At 64.3% G+C, this 18284-nt stretch carries 19 protein-coding genes; 13 read left to right on the top strand and 6 right to left on the bottom strand.

Annotated elements, in window-relative coordinates; all coding sequences use genetic code 11:
* The first annotated feature begins 43 nt into the window (after window positions 1-43).
* Window positions 44-1300 carry a bifunctional glutamate N-acetyltransferase/amino-acid acetyltransferase ArgJ gene (argJ, locus tag E7813_RS11090; RefSeq protein ID WP_291573735.1) on the top strand — a complete coding sequence of 419 codons (1257 nt, stop codon included), beginning with the start codon at window positions 44-46 and terminating at the stop codon, window positions 1298-1300.
* Between the two features lie 9 nt (window positions 1301-1309).
* Here argJ and E7813_RS11085 read toward each other — a convergent pair whose 3' ends face one another.
* Entirely contained in the window at window positions 1310-2650 is a 1341-nt protein-coding gene (locus E7813_RS11085) for a TadE/TadG family type IV pilus assembly protein (RefSeq protein WP_291573733.1), read from the bottom strand.
* 165 nt (window positions 2651-2815) lie between these two features.
* On the opposite strand from E7813_RS11085, the gene E7813_RS11080 reads away from it, so the two are divergent.
* Window positions 2816-3226 (top strand): (deoxy)nucleoside triphosphate pyrophosphohydrolase, encoded by a 411-nt coding sequence (locus E7813_RS11080; RefSeq protein WP_291573731.1) that lies wholly within the window; start codon window positions 2816-2818, stop codon window positions 3224-3226.
* A 178-nt stretch (window positions 3227-3404) separates the two neighbouring features.
* On the opposite strand, the gene E7813_RS11075 is transcribed toward E7813_RS11080, so the two are convergent.
* Window positions 3405-4289, bottom strand: coding sequence for a methyltransferase domain-containing protein (locus tag E7813_RS11075; protein ID WP_291573729.1), 885 nt, complete (start codon window positions 4287-4289; stop codon window positions 3405-3407).
* Window positions 4290-4450: 161 nt separating this feature from the next.
* On the opposite strand from E7813_RS11075, the gene E7813_RS11070 reads away from it, so the two are divergent.
* From E7813_RS11070 to E7813_RS11045, 6 genes are all read left to right on the top strand, one after another.
* A complete protein-coding gene (locus E7813_RS11070; protein ID WP_291573727.1) occupies window positions 4451-4651 on the top strand; it encodes a hypothetical protein in 201 nt (66 codons plus the stop codon).
* Window positions 4652-4668: 17 nt separating this feature from the next.
* Window positions 4669-5142, top strand: a complete 474-nt coding sequence (locus E7813_RS11065) for a GcrA family cell cycle regulator (RefSeq protein ID WP_291573725.1) — start codon at window positions 4669-4671, stop codon at window positions 5140-5142.
* Between the two features lie 123 nt (window positions 5143-5265).
* Window positions 5266-6075, top strand: a complete 810-nt coding sequence (locus tag E7813_RS11060; protein WP_291573723.1) for a ComF family protein — start codon at window positions 5266-5268, stop codon at window positions 6073-6075.
* A gap of 27 nt (window positions 6076-6102) precedes the next feature.
* Window positions 6103-6378, top strand: a complete 276-nt coding sequence (gene grxC, locus E7813_RS11055; RefSeq protein WP_291573721.1) for a glutaredoxin 3 — start codon at window positions 6103-6105, stop codon at window positions 6376-6378.
* Window positions 6375-7259: a carbon-nitrogen hydrolase family protein gene (locus E7813_RS11050; RefSeq protein ID WP_291573719.1), complete on the top strand. Its 885-nt coding sequence runs from the start codon at window positions 6375-6377 to the stop codon at window positions 7257-7259. Before grxC ends, E7813_RS11050 begins: the two co-directional genes overlap by 4 nt.
* On the top strand, window positions 7256-7726 hold the full coding sequence (locus E7813_RS11045) for a DUF1178 family protein (protein WP_291573717.1): 471 nt from the start codon (window positions 7256-7258) through the stop codon (window positions 7724-7726). The genes E7813_RS11050 and E7813_RS11045 overlap by 4 nt, the downstream gene beginning before the upstream one ends.
* Window positions 7727-7849: 123 nt before the next feature.
* Here the strand turns inward: E7813_RS11045 and E7813_RS11040 are convergent, their stop codons facing one another.
* From E7813_RS11040 to E7813_RS11030, 3 genes are all read right to left on the bottom strand, one after another.
* Window positions 7850-8749 (bottom strand): EamA family transporter, encoded by a 900-nt coding sequence (locus tag E7813_RS11040; protein ID WP_291573797.1) that lies wholly within the window; start codon window positions 8747-8749, stop codon window positions 7850-7852.
* A 142-nt stretch (window positions 8750-8891) separates the two neighbouring features.
* Window positions 8892-9677, bottom strand: a complete 786-nt coding sequence (gene ubiG / locus E7813_RS11035; RefSeq protein ID WP_291573715.1) for a bifunctional 2-polyprenyl-6-hydroxyphenol methylase/3-demethylubiquinol 3-O-methyltransferase UbiG — start codon at window positions 9675-9677, stop codon at window positions 8892-8894.
* A 15-nt stretch (window positions 9678-9692) separates the two neighbouring features.
* Window positions 9693-10160, bottom strand: a complete 468-nt coding sequence (locus E7813_RS11030; RefSeq protein ID WP_291573713.1) for a PH domain-containing protein — start codon at window positions 10158-10160, stop codon at window positions 9693-9695.
* A gap of 172 nt (window positions 10161-10332) precedes the next feature.
* Here E7813_RS11030 and E7813_RS11025 point away from each other — a divergent pair, with 172 nt between their 5' ends.
* The 5 genes from E7813_RS11025 to E7813_RS11005 all read left to right on the top strand — a co-directional run bounded on the left by E7813_RS11025 (window position 10333) and on the right by E7813_RS11005 (window position 17409).
* Window positions 10333-11586 carry an aspartate kinase gene (locus E7813_RS11025; RefSeq protein WP_291573711.1) on the top strand — a complete coding sequence of 418 codons (1254 nt, stop codon included), beginning with the start codon at window positions 10333-10335 and terminating at the stop codon, window positions 11584-11586.
* 267 nt (window positions 11587-11853) lie between these two features.
* Complete coding sequence (gene ptsP / locus E7813_RS11020) at window positions 11854-14121, top strand: phosphoenolpyruvate--protein phosphotransferase (protein WP_291573709.1); 2268 nt, start codon at window positions 11854-11856, stop codon at window positions 14119-14121.
* 53 nt (window positions 14122-14174) lie between these two features.
* Window positions 14175-15254, top strand: a complete 1080-nt coding sequence (gene prfA / locus E7813_RS11015; RefSeq protein ID WP_291573707.1) for a peptide chain release factor 1 — start codon at window positions 14175-14177, stop codon at window positions 15252-15254.
* Complete coding sequence (gene prmC, locus E7813_RS11010; protein ID WP_291573705.1) at window positions 15251-16132, top strand: peptide chain release factor N(5)-glutamine methyltransferase; 882 nt, start codon at window positions 15251-15253, stop codon at window positions 16130-16132. The genes prfA and prmC overlap by 4 nt, the downstream gene beginning before the upstream one ends.
* Window positions 16133-16647: 515 nt before the next feature.
* Window positions 16648-17409 carry a DUF4167 domain-containing protein gene (locus tag E7813_RS11005; RefSeq protein ID WP_291573703.1) on the top strand — a complete coding sequence of 254 codons (762 nt, stop codon included), beginning with the start codon at window positions 16648-16650 and terminating at the stop codon, window positions 17407-17409.
* A 36-nt stretch (window positions 17410-17445) separates the two neighbouring features.
* On the opposite strand, the gene E7813_RS11000 is transcribed toward E7813_RS11005, so the two are convergent.
* Window positions 17446-18189, bottom strand: a complete 744-nt coding sequence (locus E7813_RS11000) for a methyltransferase domain-containing protein (RefSeq protein ID WP_291573701.1) — start codon at window positions 18187-18189, stop codon at window positions 17446-17448.
* Window positions 18190-18284: the final 95 nt, after the last annotated feature.

Here is an 18284-nt window from a genome sequence, read left to right as displayed (position 1 = left end):
CGGCCATGACGACCTCTATCCCGTCCCCGCCCGGATTTAACCGATGTCCGCTATCTCGCCCCTTGCGCCTACCCACGTCCCCGACATGCCCGTGATTGCGGGCGTCACGTTCGCGACGGCTGCCGCGGGCATCCGCTATGCCGGCCGCACCGACGTGCTGCTGGCGATCATGGACAAGGGCACGACGGTGGCTGGCGTCTTCACCCAATCGAAGTGCCCCTCCGCGCCGGTGGAATGGTGTCGCGCCAAACTCGGCGGCGGCAAATCATCCAGCGGAGGCCTCGCCCGGGCGCTGGTGGTCAATTCCGGCAACGCCAATGCTTTCACCGGCAAGACCGGACGACAGGCCACGGCGTTGACGGCTGACATCGCCGCCAAGGCTGTTGCATGCAAGCCGGGCGAAGTGTTTCTCGCTTCCACCGGCGTGATCGGCGAACCGCTCGACGCCAGCAAATTCAACGGCGTGCTCGGCACGCTGGCGCAGAAGGCGGCGCCGGGAGACTGGATCGGCGCGGCCAGGGCGATCATGACCACCGACACCTTTCCCAAAGTCGCGACCGCGACCGCGAAACTCGGCAAGGCCACCGTCACCATCAACGGCATGGCGAAGGGTGCCGGCATGATCGCACCCGACATGGCGACCATGCTGGCGTTCGTGTTCACCGACGCGCCGATCGCGGCAGGCGCGCTGCAATCGCTGCTCCGGAGCGGCGTCGCAGACACTTTCAACGCGGTCACCATCGACGGCGATACCTCGACATCCGACACTTTGCTCGCCTTCGCCACCGGTGCGGCGGCCGCATCCGGCGCGCCCAAGATCAGCCGCGCCGGCGACCCGCGCCTGAAGGCCTTTACCAAGGCGTTCGGCGCCGTGCTCGCCGATCTCGCCGAGCAGGTGGCGCGGGACGGCGAAGGCGCGCGCAAGCTGGTCGAGATCATCGTCGAGGGCGCGACCTCGAAAGCGTCGGCGCGCAAAATCGCGATGTCGGTGGCGAATTCACCGCTGGTCAAGACCGCGATCGCCGGCGAGGATGCCAATTGGGGCCGCGTGGTGATGGCAGTCGGCAAGGCCGGCGAACCCGCCAACCGCGACAAGCTCGCGATCTCGTTCAACGGCATCCGCGTCGCCAGTCGTGGCGCGCGCGATCCGTCCTATGACGAGGCGGAAGTCTCGGCGGCGATGAAGAATCCGAAAATCCAGATCAGGATCGCGCTGGGCCTGGGCAAGGGCCGCGACCGCGTGCTGACCTGCGATCTCACCAAGGAATACGTCGCGATCAACGGCGACTACCGGTCGTAGGCGGTAGCGCTAGTTGCTGATACGGGCGTCGGCGACCGCTTTCTGGAACAGCGAGGTCATCGCCGCCGAAATCCCCTGGGTCGGGCTGACTTCGAAATAAAGCCCCGGCGAGGCGCAGCTTTGCATGTTCAGCGCGATCTGGCTGTTCGGCGAAGGGCCCCAGGGTCCGGCGTTGAACGGCCCGATCCAGGAATTGTACCAGGAGTTGGTAGGGAGCGCGAGATAGGTGGTGTACAGCACCGCGATCTTGATGCCGCGGTTCTTGATGGTCGTGCACAGCGCCGTATTGATCGGCTCCTGGCACCTTGGCGCAATATTTCCCCAGGTCGAATTCGACATCGTATAGAGGCAGGACGCGTTGACCTCGTCGGCGACGCCGTCGGTGACAAAGAACAGATACTTCAGCGGCGCGGATGAGGTTCCGGCCCCCGGCGAGGCGATCGCGGAATTCATTTGCGTGAGAAGGGTATCGTAATTCGTATCCTGATCGTTGTTGTCGTTCTGGCCGTTGACGGTCATCAGGTCGATGGTGCCGGCGGCGGTTTTGGCGCTGCTCAGGCTGGATGACAGCGAGAAGATCGTGGTCAATGCGGCGGTGTCCGCGGTGGATCCCAGATCGTAGATCGCCATCCGGAACTGCGTCGAATAGGTTTGCGTCGCCGCTGCGGTATCCATCAGTTGCTGGGTTGCGGTGCGCAGCACGTCGATCCGCATCGTCACCCCGAGGGATTTTGCGAGCTTGTAATAATTATTCGAATCGGAGACGTCATGGCAGGCGAACGCGCACTGATCCGACGTATTGGCCACCATGGTGGCGACATCGGTTGGCGTGGCGCCCACGCCCATTGACGGCGAATTGTCCAGCAGCAGGTAAAAATCGATATAGAGCGGCATATTGGCGGTGGAGGTCGAACTGCCGGTGACGGTCATGGTGCTCTTGCCCATCACACCGAGAAACATCGTGGCCATATTGGCGGAGAACTGCACGTTGGAGGTGATGGCGCTGCCGGACTTGGTCACAGTGGGGGTGACGCTGTTGAGCGTGTAGCCGCTCACGCCGGACATATTGCCGTTGAAGATGTTGGCCGCGTCGGTGACGCCGACCGGGATCGCGCCATCCGTCGTCATCGAGCCCGCGGCGATGAAGGCGGGCGACGTTTTCGAAATCGATCCGACGCTGGCGGCGTCGGCGGCGGCCTGCAACTTGGAGCGTAGCTGCGTCGCCCGGCTGTAGTCGACCGCGCAACCGATGGCCGACAGGATGGGAAGCAACGCCAGCGTGAAAATCACCGCGATATTGCCGGACTTGTCGCGGCGAAAACGGCCGACTTCGCGGAAAAGCGCGCGCATGGGACGATGCCTGTTCTGGGCTCAGATCGCGTTAACGTTAACGGCCATGCATTAAAGTTGACTTATTGCCGCCGGCTAGCGGCCGGCGAACAAACAGTTTGGCGCGATGCCGTTTAGTGGTTAATGAAATCCTTCCGAACGGAATCCCCCAAGCACCGCGACCGCATGCCAAGTATCAAACTCACCCTCGTGGTCGCCTGCGCGCTGGTCGACGCCGACAAGCGCGTGCTGATCGCACAGCGCCCGCCGGGCAAGACACTTGCCGGGCTGTGGGAATTTCCCGGCGGCAAGGTCGAGCCGGACGAGCGGCCTGAACAGACGCTGATCCGCGAACTCTCCGAGGAGATCGGCATCACCGTGAGCGAGGCCTGTTTGGCGCCGCTCACCTTTGCGAGCCACGCCTATGACGATTTCCATCTGTTGATGCCGCTCTATATCTGCCGGCGCTGGGATGGCGTCGTGACCGCGCGCGAAGGCCAGAACCTGGCCTGGGTCCGCGCCAACAAACTGCGCGACTACCCGATGCCGCCAGCCGACATTCCGCTGATTCCGCACCTGATCGATTTGCTGATGTGAAGCCGAGCGAGGACACTTCACCCTCCCCTAGAGGGGGAGGGTCGGCTCGCATCGAGCCAACGGGTCGGCGCGAAGCGCCGCCCGATGATAAACTCCGTGAGATGAGAGACGGGGTGGGGTGACAGTCTCTCAACTCGCGCACTGTTCAAAACGACAGACTGTCACCCCACCCCGCCGCTCATTTCATTCGCGTCGACCCTCCCCCTCCAGGGGAGGGTGAAAGTGGCTTCCTCACCGCCTCCGCCAGGCTCGCTTTGGCCGACCCCGGTCGCAGCGGCTTCTGCTGGCTGTCATGCGGGGCCCAGCCCGACAGCCAGATCACGTCGAAGGTGACGCGGATGCGGCCGTCGGGATCGGCAAAGCGCTCGCTGTAAATCTGCGCCATCCGCAGCAGCGTGGCGCGGCGGGTCGCCGTCCGCCGCCGCTCGACCAGGATGTTGGTGGCGCCCATCCTTCTCAGATCGGCCATCAGCGCGAAAGCGTTGTCGTAGCGCACCATGACGCGATCGACGTCGGTGACCGGGAGTGCAAAGCCGGCACGCTGCAACAGCGCGCCGACATCGCGCAGATCGGCAAACGGCGCGACACGCGGCGACACCCCGCCTTCGCGTTCGGCTTCCGCCGCCGCAAAGGATTGCCGCAACTCGGTCAGCGTATCGCCGCCGATCATCGCCGCCAGCAACAGCCCGTCGGGTCTCAGCGCGCGGCGGATTTGCGCCAGTACGCCGGGCAGATCGTTGACGAACTGAAACGCCAGCGCGGAAACGGCGAGGTCGAGCGTCTCGGGCGCAAGCGGCAGCGGCTCGGATTCGGCATCAGGCAGATCGACGCGCGCCAATCGACCGACGCGCGCGGCCAGCGCGTCGCGGACCTGATCGCCCGACGTGCCGATATCGGCTCCGTCCTTGAATTCCCGCAACACCGCGCGCAGGCGTTCTTCGATGTCCGCGGCAACCCGGTCGAGCAGGAACGTGGCCGGACCCAATCGCACTGCCCGCGATTGCCGCGTCCGCAGCAGGGCGCGGTCGAACAAAATGGGCGCGGTGCTCGGGTTCGGGGCCATGCCGGTTGGTACGCCGGTCGCCCGATATCTGGCAATCCAGCGGCCCTGCACGCCCCTGAGGTGGCCCCAAGGCGCCGGCCCCAGATTTTACCGGAAAATGAACCGAAATAGACTCTAAAAAGGTACTTTTCAGTACACGAGTTACCGGCTAGCTTTTGGGCATGGCCACCGAAAAAGCCGAAACCGACCGTGTTCCGATCACGTTGGCGCTTTCCACCATCGGCTATCTCGAAAAGCTGGTGAAACAGGGCACCCACGGCACCAGCGTTCCCGGCGTCGCGAGAACGCTGGTCGAGGAGGGCATTCGGCTGGCCATCAAGGATGGGCTTCTTTCCATCCGCGACAATGGCAAGACGCCGTAAAGCCTGGAACGATCAGCATGCCCGCCACCGCCCCCACCTGGACTGAAGAACGCATCGAACGCCTGAAAAACCGCTTCGAAGCCGGACTATCCTGCCGCGAAATCGCTTGCGACATCGGCGTGAGCCGCAACGCCGTGATCGGCAAACTGTCGCGGCTCAATCTGACGCGCGAAAAAACCAGCGATGCGCCGCGCCCGACGCGAAAGGATCCCGCCAAGGCAAAGCGCCCGAAATCGGTACCAAGGCTGCAATACCGGATGCTGCAGGCCCTGTACGCGGAGCCGGCGGCGGACCACGAGCCGATCCACAACGGACAGTGCTGTTCGTTGCTTGAGTTGAGCAAGGAAAGATGCCGCTGGCCGATCAGCACGCCGGGCGCTGACGATTTCCGTTTTTGCGGCAATCCGCCGGTCGAAGGCTTGCCCTATTGTGCAGGTCACACAAGGATAGCCTACCGGCCGGGCTCTCGCCAGCGCGTCGCGCGAGGATGAGGTCGGTGCTTCGCTGAGCCTGTATCGGGCGGCACTCCGCGCCGGCCCGTAGGCTTCGCAATGACACCAAAATCCAGTGGCGCCCCGCTTGAGCCCCGCGCATGCCGGCGCTAGCCTCCGCCGATGGACGCCCAGCCGTCGCCATCCCGTTCCGTCTCCACCCATCTGCGCGGGGCGTTGAACGCGTGCCGCGGCGCGTGGCGGCATACCGCGCGGCTGGCGCTCGACATCGCGCTGCCGACGCTGTGCGTCGCCTGCCGCGAGCCGGTCGACGGCGACGGCGTCTGTGCCGAGTGCTGGGCCAAGCTGTCGTTCATCGCGCAGCCTTATTGTCCGCGGCTCGGCATTCCCTTCATCTACGATCCCGGCCCCGGACTGTTGTCGATGGAAGCGATCGCCAATCCGCCGGCCTATGCGCGTGCCCGCGCCGCGGTACGCTATGACGACGTCGCGCGCACCCTGGTGCATGCGCTGAAATACCAGGACCGCACCGATCTGGCGCCGGCGATGGGCCGCTGGATGGCGCGGGCCGGCAACGAATTGCTCGGCGAAGCCGACTTGCTGGTTCCGGTGCCGCTGCACTGGCGCCGCGGTTGGAGCCGGCGCTACAACCAGTCCGGCGCGCTGGCGCGGGTCATCGAACGGCAAAGCGGCGTCAGGCTGGCATCGGAAGCGCTGCGCCGGGTACGGCCGACCCAGCAGCAGATCGGCCTGTCGCGGCCGCAGCGGGCAACCAACGTGCAAGGCGCGTTCAAGGTCGCGCCCGACCGGCAGTCCGAGATTCAAGGCCGCCGCATCGTCCTGATCGACGATGTCCTGACCTCCGGCGCCACCGTCGATGCCTGCGCACGGGCGCTGTTGCGCGCCAGGGCCGCTTCCGTCGACGTGCTGGTATTCGCGCGGGTTGTGGACACCCACAAAGCTCCCATATAATCAGACGCTTCCAAATCAGAGCGCGACATGCCCGCTGCCATTGAAATCTACACCCGTCCGGGCTGCGGCTATTGCAGCGCCGCCAAGTCGTTGCTGACGCGCAAGAAGGCCGCGTTCACCGAATTGGACGTCGCCACCGATCCGACGCTGCGCCAGAAAATGTGGGATCGCGCCGGCGCCGGCTCGACCTTCCCGCAGATCTTCATCGGCAAGACCCATGTCGGCGGCTGCGACGAGCTTTACGCCCTCGACCGCGAAGGCAAGCTTGATTCGATGCTCGCGGACGAAAAGGCCAGTTCATGAGCGACGCCGACCTCACCTTCACCGCCGCCATGGTGCAGATGTGCAGCGGGTTGTTGCCCGAGGCCAATCTGGAGCAGGGAACCAAGCTGATCCGGCAGGCAGCCGCGGAAGGCGCGGACTATGTGCAGACCCCCGAGGTCAGCAACATGATTCAGGCCAACCGCAAGGCGATGTTCGAACATCTCGCCACCGAGGAAGACGATCTTTCGCTGAAAGCCTATCGCGCGCTTGCGGCGGAACTGAAAATCCATCTCCATATCGGCTCGCTGGCGCTGCGGTTTTCACCCGACAAGGCGGTCAACCGCTCGTTCCTGATCGGTCCGGATGGCAATGTGCTTGCCAGCTACGACAAGATCCACATGTTCGATATCGACCTGCCCGGCGGCGAAAGCTATCGCGAATCCGCCAACTATCAGCCCGGCGAGACTGCGGTGATCTCGGATCTGCCGTGGGGCCGCATCGGACTGACGATCTGCTACGACATGCGCTTTCCGGCGCTGTATCGCGCGCTGGCCGAGAGCGGTGCCTCGTTTCTTACCGCGCCCTCCGCGTTCACAGTGAGGACCGGCGAGGCGCACTGGCACACGCTGCTGCGCGCCCGCGCCATCGAGAATGGCTGCTTCGTGTTCGCCGCCGCCCAGGCCGGCACGCATGAGAGCAAGCGCCAGAGCTATGGACATTCGCTGATCGTCGCACCCTGGGGCGAGATCCTTGCCGAGGGCGGCGGCACCGAGACCGGCGTTTTCCTCGCCAGGATCGACCCCGCCAGGGTCGCGACCGCGCGCAAGACGGTGCCGTCGCTGCAGCACGGCCGCCGCTTCAGCGTCGCCGATCCCAAGGCCGGCCCCGAGCATCTGCACCTGGTGCGGGGATCGGTATGATCCGATACAATTTACGCTGCGAGCGCGGCCACGCGTTCGAAAGCTGGTTCCAGAGCTCGGCCGCTTATGAAGCGCAGGAAAAGCGCAGGCTGGTGAGCTGCCCCGCCTGCGGCTCGGCCAAGGTCGAGCGCGCCATCATGGCCCCGCAGATCGTCAGCAAGAAAGGCCGCGATCCCGCGCCCGCCGCACCCGTTGCCGCCACGGAAGTCACCGCACCCGCATCGACACCCCTGATGATGGCGCAGGACCGCGAGCTGCGTACCAAGCTCAAGGAATTGCGCGATCATATCGTGAAAAACGCCGACAATGTCGGCGAGCGCTTCCCCAATGAGGCCCGCAAGATGCATTACGGCGATATCGAGCATCGTCCGATCTATGGCGAGGCGTCGCCCGAGGAAGCCCGCTCCCTGATCGACGAAGGCGTCGAAGTGTCGCCGCTGCCGATACTGCCCGACGACCGGAACTAAGCTCGACATCCCCGATCTCCCTCATGGTGAGGAGCGCGCTCTTGCGCGCGTCTCGAACCATGGGGATTCGACGCCCATCCTTCGAGATGCGGCCAAAACAGGCCGCTCCTCAGGATGAGGACCTTATACCGCCACCAATAGCGCCACACCCACCACGATCAGCGCAATGCCGGAAAGTTCGCGCGCCGAAATCGGCTGCTTGAACGAATAATACGCCACGGCTTGCGCGAACAGCACCTCGACCAGCGCCAGCGTGCGCACATTGGCGGCCGCCGTGAGCGCGAACGCCAGGAACCAGAACTGCGAGGCGAACGCGCCCATGAAGCCGGCGAACAGCGAGGGTTTCCACAGGCCCAGGATTTTCTGCAGCACGTCCGGCGCACGCGCCAGCAGATAAATCGTCAACACCAGCGTCTGCACGAACAGTCCGAACACCAGCGTGTAGGAGGCCGCGGTCACAAACGACACGCCGGGCACCACGATCACCGCTCCGCGAAAGCCGACCGCCGACAGCGCAAATGCCGCCGCGGCGCTGAGGCCCAGCAGCGTCGGCTTCAAATCCGCAAAACCCTTCTCGGCGCCCGGCCGCAGCGCCGCGATCACCACGCCGGCGGTCGCGATCAGGATCGCGATCACCTTCAGCACCGTCAGATGATCGCCAAGAAAGACAAAACCGAAGATCGCAGTCTGGATCGCCTCGGTCTTCAGATACGCCGTCGTCACCACGAAGGAACGGTCGTTCATGGCGAGCAACATCATGCCGGTGCCGACGATCTGGCTTAGCGCGCCGAGCAACAGCCACGGCCAGAACGCCGCGGTCGGCGACGGCGGATGATCTCCGGTCGCGACCAGCACCACGACGAAAAAGATCACCGAGAACGGAAAACCGAACAGGAAGCGGATATTGGTGGCGCCCCAGGTGCCGAGCGGCCCCGTCAACTGGCGCTGCATCGCGTTGCGCGCGACTTGTCCCAGCGCAGCAGTGATGGTGAAGGGAATCCAGAGCGTGGCGATGCTGAACATGAAGGGGATTCGGTTGGCGGGCCGGGAAATCGCGGCCACCGTGCCGCGCGCGACGGGCGCGGTCAACCGGACGGGCGTCATGACAGCGATGCAGAACACCAAACTATCGTCGTCCCTGCGAACGCAGGGACGACGATGGTGTTTACATCCCTTCCGCCACCACCATGTAATTCACATCCATGTCGGAGGACAGGCTCCAGCGGTCGGTGAACGGGCTGTAGACCACGCCGGCCTGCTCGGTGATGGCGAGCTTGTTGTCCCGCAGGTGATGCGCCAGTTCGTCGGGGGTGACGAATTTGTCCCATCGGTGGGTGCCGCGCGGCAGCCAGCGCAGGACATATTCCGCGCCGACGATGGCCAGCGCAAAGCTCTTCCAGTTGCGGTTCAGCGTCGAGAGCACCATCAGCCCGCCGGGCTTGAGCATGGCGGCGCAGCGATTGAGGAACGTGCCGACGTCGCTGACGTGTTCGATGACTTCCATCGCCAGCACGATGTCGAAACGTTCGCGTACATCCATCTCCTCGACGGTGGTGCAGCGATAATCGATCGACAGGTGTCCCTTGTCGGCATGCAGCCGCGCCGCCGCGATGTTGCTGGCGGACGGATCGACGCCGATCACCTGGGCGCCAAGCCGCGTGAACGGTTCGCACAGCAGTCCGGCGCCGCAGCCGATATCGAGAATCCGCAAGCCCGACAGGCAATTCAGGCTTTTGACGTTGCGCTCGAACTTGCGGCAGGCGGCGTCGCGGATATAGGTCAGCCGCAGCGGATTGATCTTGTGCAACGGCGCCATCTTGCCGTTGGGGTCCCACCATTCGTTCGACAGTTTCGAGAATTTTGCGATTTCGGCGGGATCGACCGTCGATGCAGGCGTGCTCGATGAAAGCGTGGTTCTGGCATTCGCGGGAGAATCTTGCTGGATGGCCATGTCTGCGCGTGGCTCCTATCGCGCGGTGATGTGATTGCGGAACTCGAGCGGCGACGCGATGGTCTCAATCGTCTCGGCTCCCTCGCCGACGCCGCGCACCGTGACATTGCCGTAATTCAACAGCCGGCCGAGAATACTCTGGTTGACGTCGACGCTTTCGACCTTGTCGAGACTCATCTCGAAGGTGCGGCGCTTGATGAAGCCGGTCTTGTGCACGACGCGCAGATTGGTGACATCGGTCTCGGTGGTCCAGCGATGGAACCAGGCCTTGAAGGTCCAATACAGCGCCGCAATCGCCGCGATGGCTGCCAGCGACAGGCAGAACAATGCCGGCGTATCGGTGCCGGCCATGCGCGACAGGACGACAAACGCCAGCGCCACGATCCAGCCGGCGATGGCCGGCAGGTAAAATATCCAGTGCGCGTTGGTCGAATACAGCACCTTCTCGCCCGGCTGCAGGATATCGTCGATATAACGCCCCATCGATCAGCCTCAATTAACCCTGTGCGACGGTGTTCCGCCCGGTTTCGGGACCACCGGAACCCGGTTGCTTGCCCCCCACCGCACCGCTATGTATACGCCCCTTTTGGCCCGCGCGCTCCGGTTTTGCGCAGAGGTCATATACCTATCCTCGCCAGGGAATGCACCAGTCGTCATGGGCCGCCTCGTGATGAAATTCGGCGGTACGTCCGTCGCCAATATCGAACGCATCCGCAACGTCGCGCGGCATGTGAAGCGTGAGGTCGACGCCGGCCACGACGTCGCCGTGGTGGTGTCGGCGATGGCGGGCAAGACCAATGAACTGGTGGAATGGTGCCGCGAAGCTTCGCCGATGCATGACGCGCGCGAATATGACGCGGTGGTGGCCTCCGGCGAACAGGTCACGGCCGGGCTGCTCGCGATCGTGCTGCAGGCGATCGGCATCCAGGCGCGGTCCTGGCAAGGCTGGCAAATCCCGATCAAGACCAGCGATGCCCACGCCTCGGCGCGGATTCTCGAGATCGACGGCACCGAGCTGACCAACCGTTTCAGGGAGCGCAAGGAGGTCGCGGTGATTGCCGGCTTCCAGGGCATCAATCCGCAGACCCAGCGAATCACCACGCTCGGGCGCGGCGGTTCCGATACCTCGGCGGTGGCGATCGCCGCCGCCATTCATGCCGAGCGCTGCGATATCTACACCGACGTCGACGGCGTCTACACCACCGACCCGCGCGTGGTGCCGAAGGCGCGCCGGCTTGAAAAGATCGCATTCGAGGACATGCTGGAACTGGCGTCGCAGGGCGCCAAGGTGCTGCAGGTCCGCTCGGTGGAACTCGGCATGGTGCACAACATGCCGGTGTTCGTGCGTTCCAGTTTCGACAAGCCCGAAGATATCGACCCGCACGGCACGCCGCCGGGCACGCTGATCTGCAGCGAGGAGGAAATCATGGAAAGCCACGTCGTGACCGGCATCGCCTTTTCCAAGGACGAAGCCCAGATTTCGGTCCGCCAGATCCAGGACAAGCCGGGCGTCGCCGCCTCGATCTTCGGACCATTGGCGGACGCCAACATCAATGTCGACATGATCGTGCAGAACGTCTCCGAGGACGGCGCCACCACCGACCTCACCTTCACCGTCCCGGCCTCGGATTACAACCGCGCCCGCGACACCATCAGCAATGCCCAGGCCAAGATCGGCTATGCCCGCCTCGATAGCGCCACCGATGTCGCCAAGGTCTCGGTGATCGGCAGCGGCATGCGCAGCCATGCCGGCGTCGCCGCCAAGGCGTTTGCAGCACTTGCCGCGCGCAACATCAACATCCGCGCCATCACCACCTCGGAGATCAAGTTTTCGGTGCTGATCGATGCCGCCTATACCGAGCTGGCGGTCCGCACGCTGCACACCCTCTACGGCCTCGACCGAGCCTAGAAGGACTTTCTCTTAGCGTTCGCAGCATTGGGCTAGCCGAGACGTGACCGAGTCTGGCAGGCGTTTTGCTTGGCAAACCAAGCCTCAATTCGCTATACGGCCTGATAGGCGGGCTGCCGCAAACTGTGCCACAGTTTTGGCGATCCGATTCGGCCGGTATCCAGGGCTTGCGGCGGCGCCGAATGTATAAAATTGTTGTTTTTCTGGAGTTTAACGCCAGCTGCCGGCCACCCGGCGGGCTGGCTTGGCGGGGGAGGATTTTGACACATGCGGAGCGCGTCGGGAGGCCCTCGCGTCTTGCTGAGACGGCTCCGCGAAACCATGGCGGAGCAAGTCTCCGCGCAGGAACGCCTTGACAAGATCGTGGTGCTGATCGCCGCCAATATGGTGGCGGAGGTCTGCTCGACCTACGTGCTGCGCGTCGACAACACGCTCGAGCTCTACGCCACCGAAGGCCTCAATCGCGACGCGGTCCACCGCACCGTGCTGAGCGCCCATGAGGGCCTCGTCGGCCTCGTCGCAAGCGAAGCGACCCCGCTCAATCTCAGCGACGCGCAAAGCCATCCGGCATTCTCGTTCCGCCCCGAGACCGGCGAGGAAATCTACCACTCGTTCCTCGGCGTCCCGATCCTGCGCGCCGGCAACACGCTCGGCGTGCTAGTGGTGCAGAACCGCGCCAAGCGCACCTATGTCGAGGAAGAGGTCGAGGCGCTGCAGACCACCGCCATGGTGCTGGCGGAGATGATCGCTTCGGGCGAATTATCGGCACTGGCGCAGCCCGGCGCCGAGCCCGCGGCGCGGCATCCTTTGCACAAGACCGGGGCGATCCTGTCCGACGGCATCGCGCTCGGCCACGTGGTGCTGCACGAGCCGCGCGTCGTCATCACCAATTACATCGCCGAAGATCTGCCGAAGGAAATCAAGCGGCTCGATACGGCCTTGGCCAAATTGCGCGCCGACCTCGACCGCATGCTGGAGCGCGGCGACGTCGCTGACGGTGGCGAGCACCGCGACGTGCTGGAAGCCTACCGGATGTTCGCCAACGATCACGGCTGGTCGCACAAGCTGTACGAGGCGGTCGCCACCGGCCTGACCGCGGAAGCCGCGGTCGAACGCGTGCAGTCCGACACCCGCGCGCGCATGCTGCGCTCCACCGATCCGTACCTGCGCGAGCGCCTGCACGACCTCGAGGATCTCGGCCATCGGTTGATGCGGCAATTGGTCGGGCAGGATCACGCGCCGTCCCGCGAGCAGTTGCCCGACAACGCCATCTTAATCGCGCGCGCGATGGGCCCCGCGGCCTTGCTCGACTACGACCGCAAGCGCTTGCGCGGGCTGGTGCTGGAGGAAGGCACCGCCAACTCGCATGTCGCGATCGTGGCGCGCGCGCTCGGAATTCCGGCGATCGGCGAAGTGCCGAACGCGCCGGGCATCGCCGATCCCGGCGACGCCATCATCGTCGACGGCACCTCCGGCTCGATCTATGTCCGCCCCTCGTCGGAAGTCGAATCGGCCTATGCGGAGCGGGTACGGTTTCGCGCGCGGCGGCAGGCGCAGTATTCGGCGCTGCGCGACAAACCTTGCGTGACCAAGGATGGCCAGCCGATCGAACTGATGATCAATGCCGGGCTGGCCATCGACCTGCCGCATATCGACGATACCGGCAGCGCCGGCATCGGCCTGTTTCGCACCGAGCTGCAATTCATGGTCGGCCAGAGCCTGCCGCGCACCAGCGATCAATTGGCGCTGTACCGCGCGGTGCTGGACGCCGCCGGCCCCAAGCCTGTGACCTTCCGGACCCTCGACATCGGCGGCGACAAGGCGCTGCCCTATATGGAAACCGTGATCGAGGAAAATCCCGCGCTGGGCTGGCGCGCGATCCGGCTCGGCCTCGACCGTCCCGGCCTGTTACGCGGACAAATTCGCGCGCTGCTGCGCGCCGGCGGCGGCCGCGCGCTGCGCATCATGTTTCCGATGATCAGCGAGGTCGCCGAATTCGACCAGGCCAAGGGCATCGTCGAGCGCGAACTGACCTACTTGCGTCAGCACGGCCACGCGCTGCCGGAACGCGTCGATGTCGGCACCATGGTGGAGGTACCCGCGCTGCTCTATCAGCTCGACGAGCTCCTCAAGAAAGTCGATTTTGTCTCGGTCGGATCCAACGACCTGTTCCAGTTCATGTTCGCAGTCGATCGCGGCAACGCCAAGGTTTCCGAACGCTTCGACACCATGTCGGCGCCGATCCTGCGGGCGCTTCGCCAGATCGTTCGCAAGGCGGATGCAGCGAAAAAATCCGCTTCGCTGTGCGGCGAAATGGCATCCAAGCCGCTCGGCGCGCTGGCGCTGATCGCATTGGGTTACCGCTCGCTGTCGATGTCGGCCACCGGACACGGCCCGGTCAAGGCGATGATCCTCGACCTCGATGCCAGGAAAGCCGAAGCCGTGATGACGCCGCTGCTCGACGCGCCGTCCGGCAGCGTGTCAATCCGGCAGAAACTGACGGAGTTCGCCGAGGCCGAGGGGTTGTCGTTGTAGCGGTGCCCGGTCCGCACAACGCCGCCGCCGCCTCTTCGCATTTGAGACCAACCATGCTGCCTGAAGCCAAACTTGATATCCTGCTGGCGCACCACGCCTCTCTCGAGGCCGAACTGCTCGGCCAGGTGAATTCCGAGAACTACGTGCGGATCACGCGCGAACTCGCCGAACTCAATCCGCTGATCGACGCGGTGAAAGCCTACCGCGCCGCCAACGCCGAGATCGCGGGCATCGATGCGCTGATCTCGGATCGGGCGACCGAACCCGAGATGCGCGCGATGGCCGAGGCCGAGCGCGAAACGCTTGCTGCACGCAGCCTCGATCTGGCGCAGCGGATCCGCGTCGCGCTGTTGCCCAAGGACGCCATGGATGCCCGCAACGTGGTGCTGGAAATCCGCGCCGGCACCGGCGGCGACGAGGCATCGCTGTTCGCGGGCGACCTGTTCCGGATGTACGAGCGCTTTGCGGCCCTGCAGGGCTGGAAGGTCGAGGTGATCTCGGCCAGCGAAGGCACCGTGGGTGGATTCAAGGAAATCATCGCCGAAGTACAGGGCCGCGGTGCGTTCGCCAAGCTGAAGTTCGAATCCGGCGTGCACCGGGTGCAGCGCGTGCCCGACACCGAGACCCAGGGCCGCATCCATACCTCGGCGGCGACGGTGGCCGTGCTGCCGGAAGTCGAGGAGGTCGACGTCGACATCAAGAGCGACGACCTGCGCATCGAGACCATGCGATCGCAAGGCGCCGGCGGCCAGCACGTCAACAAGACCGAATCGGCGATCCGGATCACGCACTTGCCGACCGGCATCGTGGTGATGATGCAGGACAGCCGTTCGCAGCACAAGAACCGCGCCTCGGCGATGAACATCCTGCGCTCGCGCATCTACGACGCCGAGCGCCGGCGCATCGATGCGGCGCGTTCGGCGGATCGCCGTGAAAAAGTCGGCTCCGGAGATCGCTCCGAGCGCATCCGCACCTATAATTTTCCGCAAGGCCGGGTCACCGATCACCGCATCAACCTTACGCTCTATAAACTGCCGCAGGTGATGTCCGGCGAAGCGCTGGGAGAACTGATCGACGCCTTGACCACGGAGCATCAGGCCGCACAACTCGCCGCCCAGGGCGCGGCGGCGTGATCGAATCTTTCGCAGGACAAACCGTCGAGACCGCACGGCGCGCGCTGACCGCGCGATTCAAATCAGAAGCAATCGACTCCGCCGAGATCGAGGCGCGGATTCTGCTGGGCGCGGCGCTGGGTCTCGATCTGACCGGCACGATCGCCGCGTCGAACCGGCTTCTCACTTCGGATGAAACAGCGGGGCTTGCGGAACGGGTGCGCCGCCGCCTCAACGGCGAGCCGCTGGCGCGGATTCTGGGCGCCAGGGAATTCTGGGGATTGCCGTTGCAACTGTCGGCCGAAACGCTGGTGCCGCGGCCCGATACCGAAACGGTGGTCGAACTGGCCCTGGAAATGCTGCGCGGCCGGCCCGCTCCGAATGGCTACTTGCGCATCGCCGATATCGGCACCGGCTCCGGCGCGATTCTGCTGGCGCTGTTGTCCGAATTGCCGGATGCCCATGGCATGGGCACCGATATCAGCGAGGCTGCGTTACAAACGGCACACGGCAACGCGGTGCAGCTCGGGCTGGCCAATCGCGCCACGTTCGTCGCCTGCGACTATGCGATGGCGCTGTCGGGCCGGTTCGAGCTGATCGTATCCAACCCGCCCTACATTCGCTCGGCCGATATCGCCGGTCTTGCACCCGAGGTCCGCGACCACGATCTGCATCGCGCGCTGGATGGTGGCGCCGATGGCTTTGCCGCCTATCGCGCGCTCATTCCGCAGGCCGCAAAACTGCTGGCGCCGGGTGGCATTCTCGCCGTGGAAGTCGGATATGGCCAAAGTGCCGATGTCGAGCGGCTGATGATGGCGGAAGGGTTAACGATTGAGGGGCCTCCAAAACCCGACCTGGCAGGCATCCCCCGCGCCGTCGCCGGCCGCCGCCGGCCCTGAGAAAGCCCGATTGGAACGCAAAAAAACCACTTGGAATATCCCCCGGGAGCGGCTACGTTCCGGCTACAACATCGGTCCAGGGTTGCTGGCCCCGTAGGTGCCCTTTGGGGATATCGCGGGTGTAGGCCAGAGTTCTCAAAGCGAGAGCCCGCCCCGAGTGAAAGGTTCCAAAACGCAGGTCCAATTGAGCGCGATGGCTTTAGAGAGCTGCGCTGCTTCCGACCGCAAAGCGAACGAAAGCCTGATATTGCGCTTGAAAACTCACGCGAGAAACCTGTGCTTGTTTTGGCAGGCTGAATGAATTGGTGCAGCCGGCGGTATACGCCGGACTGTAGGGGAGCGCGTCTTTGTTGACCGCGACGTACGGCAAAATCTGTGAGGAAGTGAACTACGCTAGAGAGTCGGTGCGCGTGACGCATGCCGTATGACGAAACGATGACGGCAATCCAAGGATTGGTAACTTCAAGGCTAACAATTTCAAACTGGCAACTTCAGGGCTGGAACAAAGGCAAGACATGAGAAACGGTCAGAACAACAAGCGGATGCGCAACCGGAATAACAACAATAATAATAATAATAACAACAATAATAACCGGCGCGGCCAGAACCCGATGACCCGGGTATTCGAATCGAACGGACCTGACATCAAGATCCGCGGCACCGCGTCCCATGTCGCCGAAAAATACGTGCAACTGGCGCGCGACGCGCGCTCTTCCGGCGATCCGGTAGCCGCCGAGAATTATTATCAGCATGCCGAGCATTATTTCCGGCTGATCGCCGCCGCCCAGGAGCAGTTCCGTCAGAACCAGCCGCAGCCGCGCACCGAGAATGAAATGCCCTCGGAGGATGGCGACGACGAGAGCGAGAGCTTTTCGAATTTCGGCCAGGAGCCCGGCTTCGTCCCGGCGCAGCCGCAACCGTTCGTGCCGCGCGACAACAATCAGCATCAGCAGCGCGACCACCACCAGCGCGAGGGCCAGCCTTATCAGCCGCGCGACCAGCACCGCGAACAACGAGACCATCGCCCGCAGCCGCAATTCCAGCCGCAGCCCCAACCACAGCCGCAGCCGGTTATTGCAGACAATGTCAGCGTCGATCGTTTGCCGTCATTCATCACCGGACCACAGCCGCAGATCAATGGCGTCCCGGGTGGCGGGTTCGAGAGCAACGGTAGCGATCGCTTTCCACGTCGCCGCCGCCGGCCGCACGGCCCGCGCCCCGAGGGTATGCCCGCTCCGGTAACGCCGGGCGATGATTTCAATCCGGGAAACGAGTAAGCGGCGCTCTCCCCGGTCTCGCCAATCGCGGCTAGACTAACTATCGTCCCGCTGCAGCGATGACGGTATCAGCACCGGCTCGAGCGCCGGGATCAGCCGGGTGCGTTCGCGGTGCGCCGGAATTGCGCGGTAGACCTGCTTGGTCGCTTCCACGATATGGACGCCCGCGAACGGCAGCGACAACGCCGCCCCGACCCTCTCCCACGCGACCGCCGAGCGCAGGAACCAGCCGCCGGCGATCGGCGGCATGAACAGCGCTTCGCCCCACGCCGTCGGCGTGAACCAGGTCTGCCGCAGCAATTGCGTGATCTGCGAGCGCGAATATGGCCGGCCGTGACCGAACGGCGTGACGTCGGTGCGCGTCCACACCCCGCGCCGGTTGGGAATGATGGCCATCACGCGGCCCGACGGCGCCAGCACCCGCCACACCTCGCGCAGCAACCCTTCCGGATCATCGGACATCTCCAGCGCATGGACGATCAGGATGCGATCGACCGCGGCATCCGGCAACGGCAGCGAGAATTCATCGACCAGCGTCGCCAGCGCCGGCCGCGCGGTCGGCCATTTCAAGACACCCTGCGCCGCCGGCATGAAGGCGATGCAGCGTTCGGCGTCTTCGCGGAACAACCCCAGATACGGCGTCGGATAGCCGAGACCGAGCACCCGCTGGCCCGTCGCATTCGGCCAGCACGCCTGGATGCCGCGATTGATCAGCCGCCGCGCCACGATGCCGAGGCGCTGCGAATAGAAATCCCTGAGATCGATGACATCGATGGTCATGAGCCCAATCTAACACGTCGCCCGGCTGATCGGCGCGCCGAATATCGCATTGCCTCCCGAAGCGTTAACGCCATATTTCCCCCTATATAGGGCTG

This window comes from Bradyrhizobium sp. (genome assembly GCF_004799405.1).
GTDB lineage: Bacteria > Pseudomonadota > Alphaproteobacteria > Rhizobiales > Xanthobacteraceae > Bradyrhizobium.
Note: the sequence above shows the minus strand (reverse complement) of the source record. Positions and strands in the feature narration are given on the sequence as shown.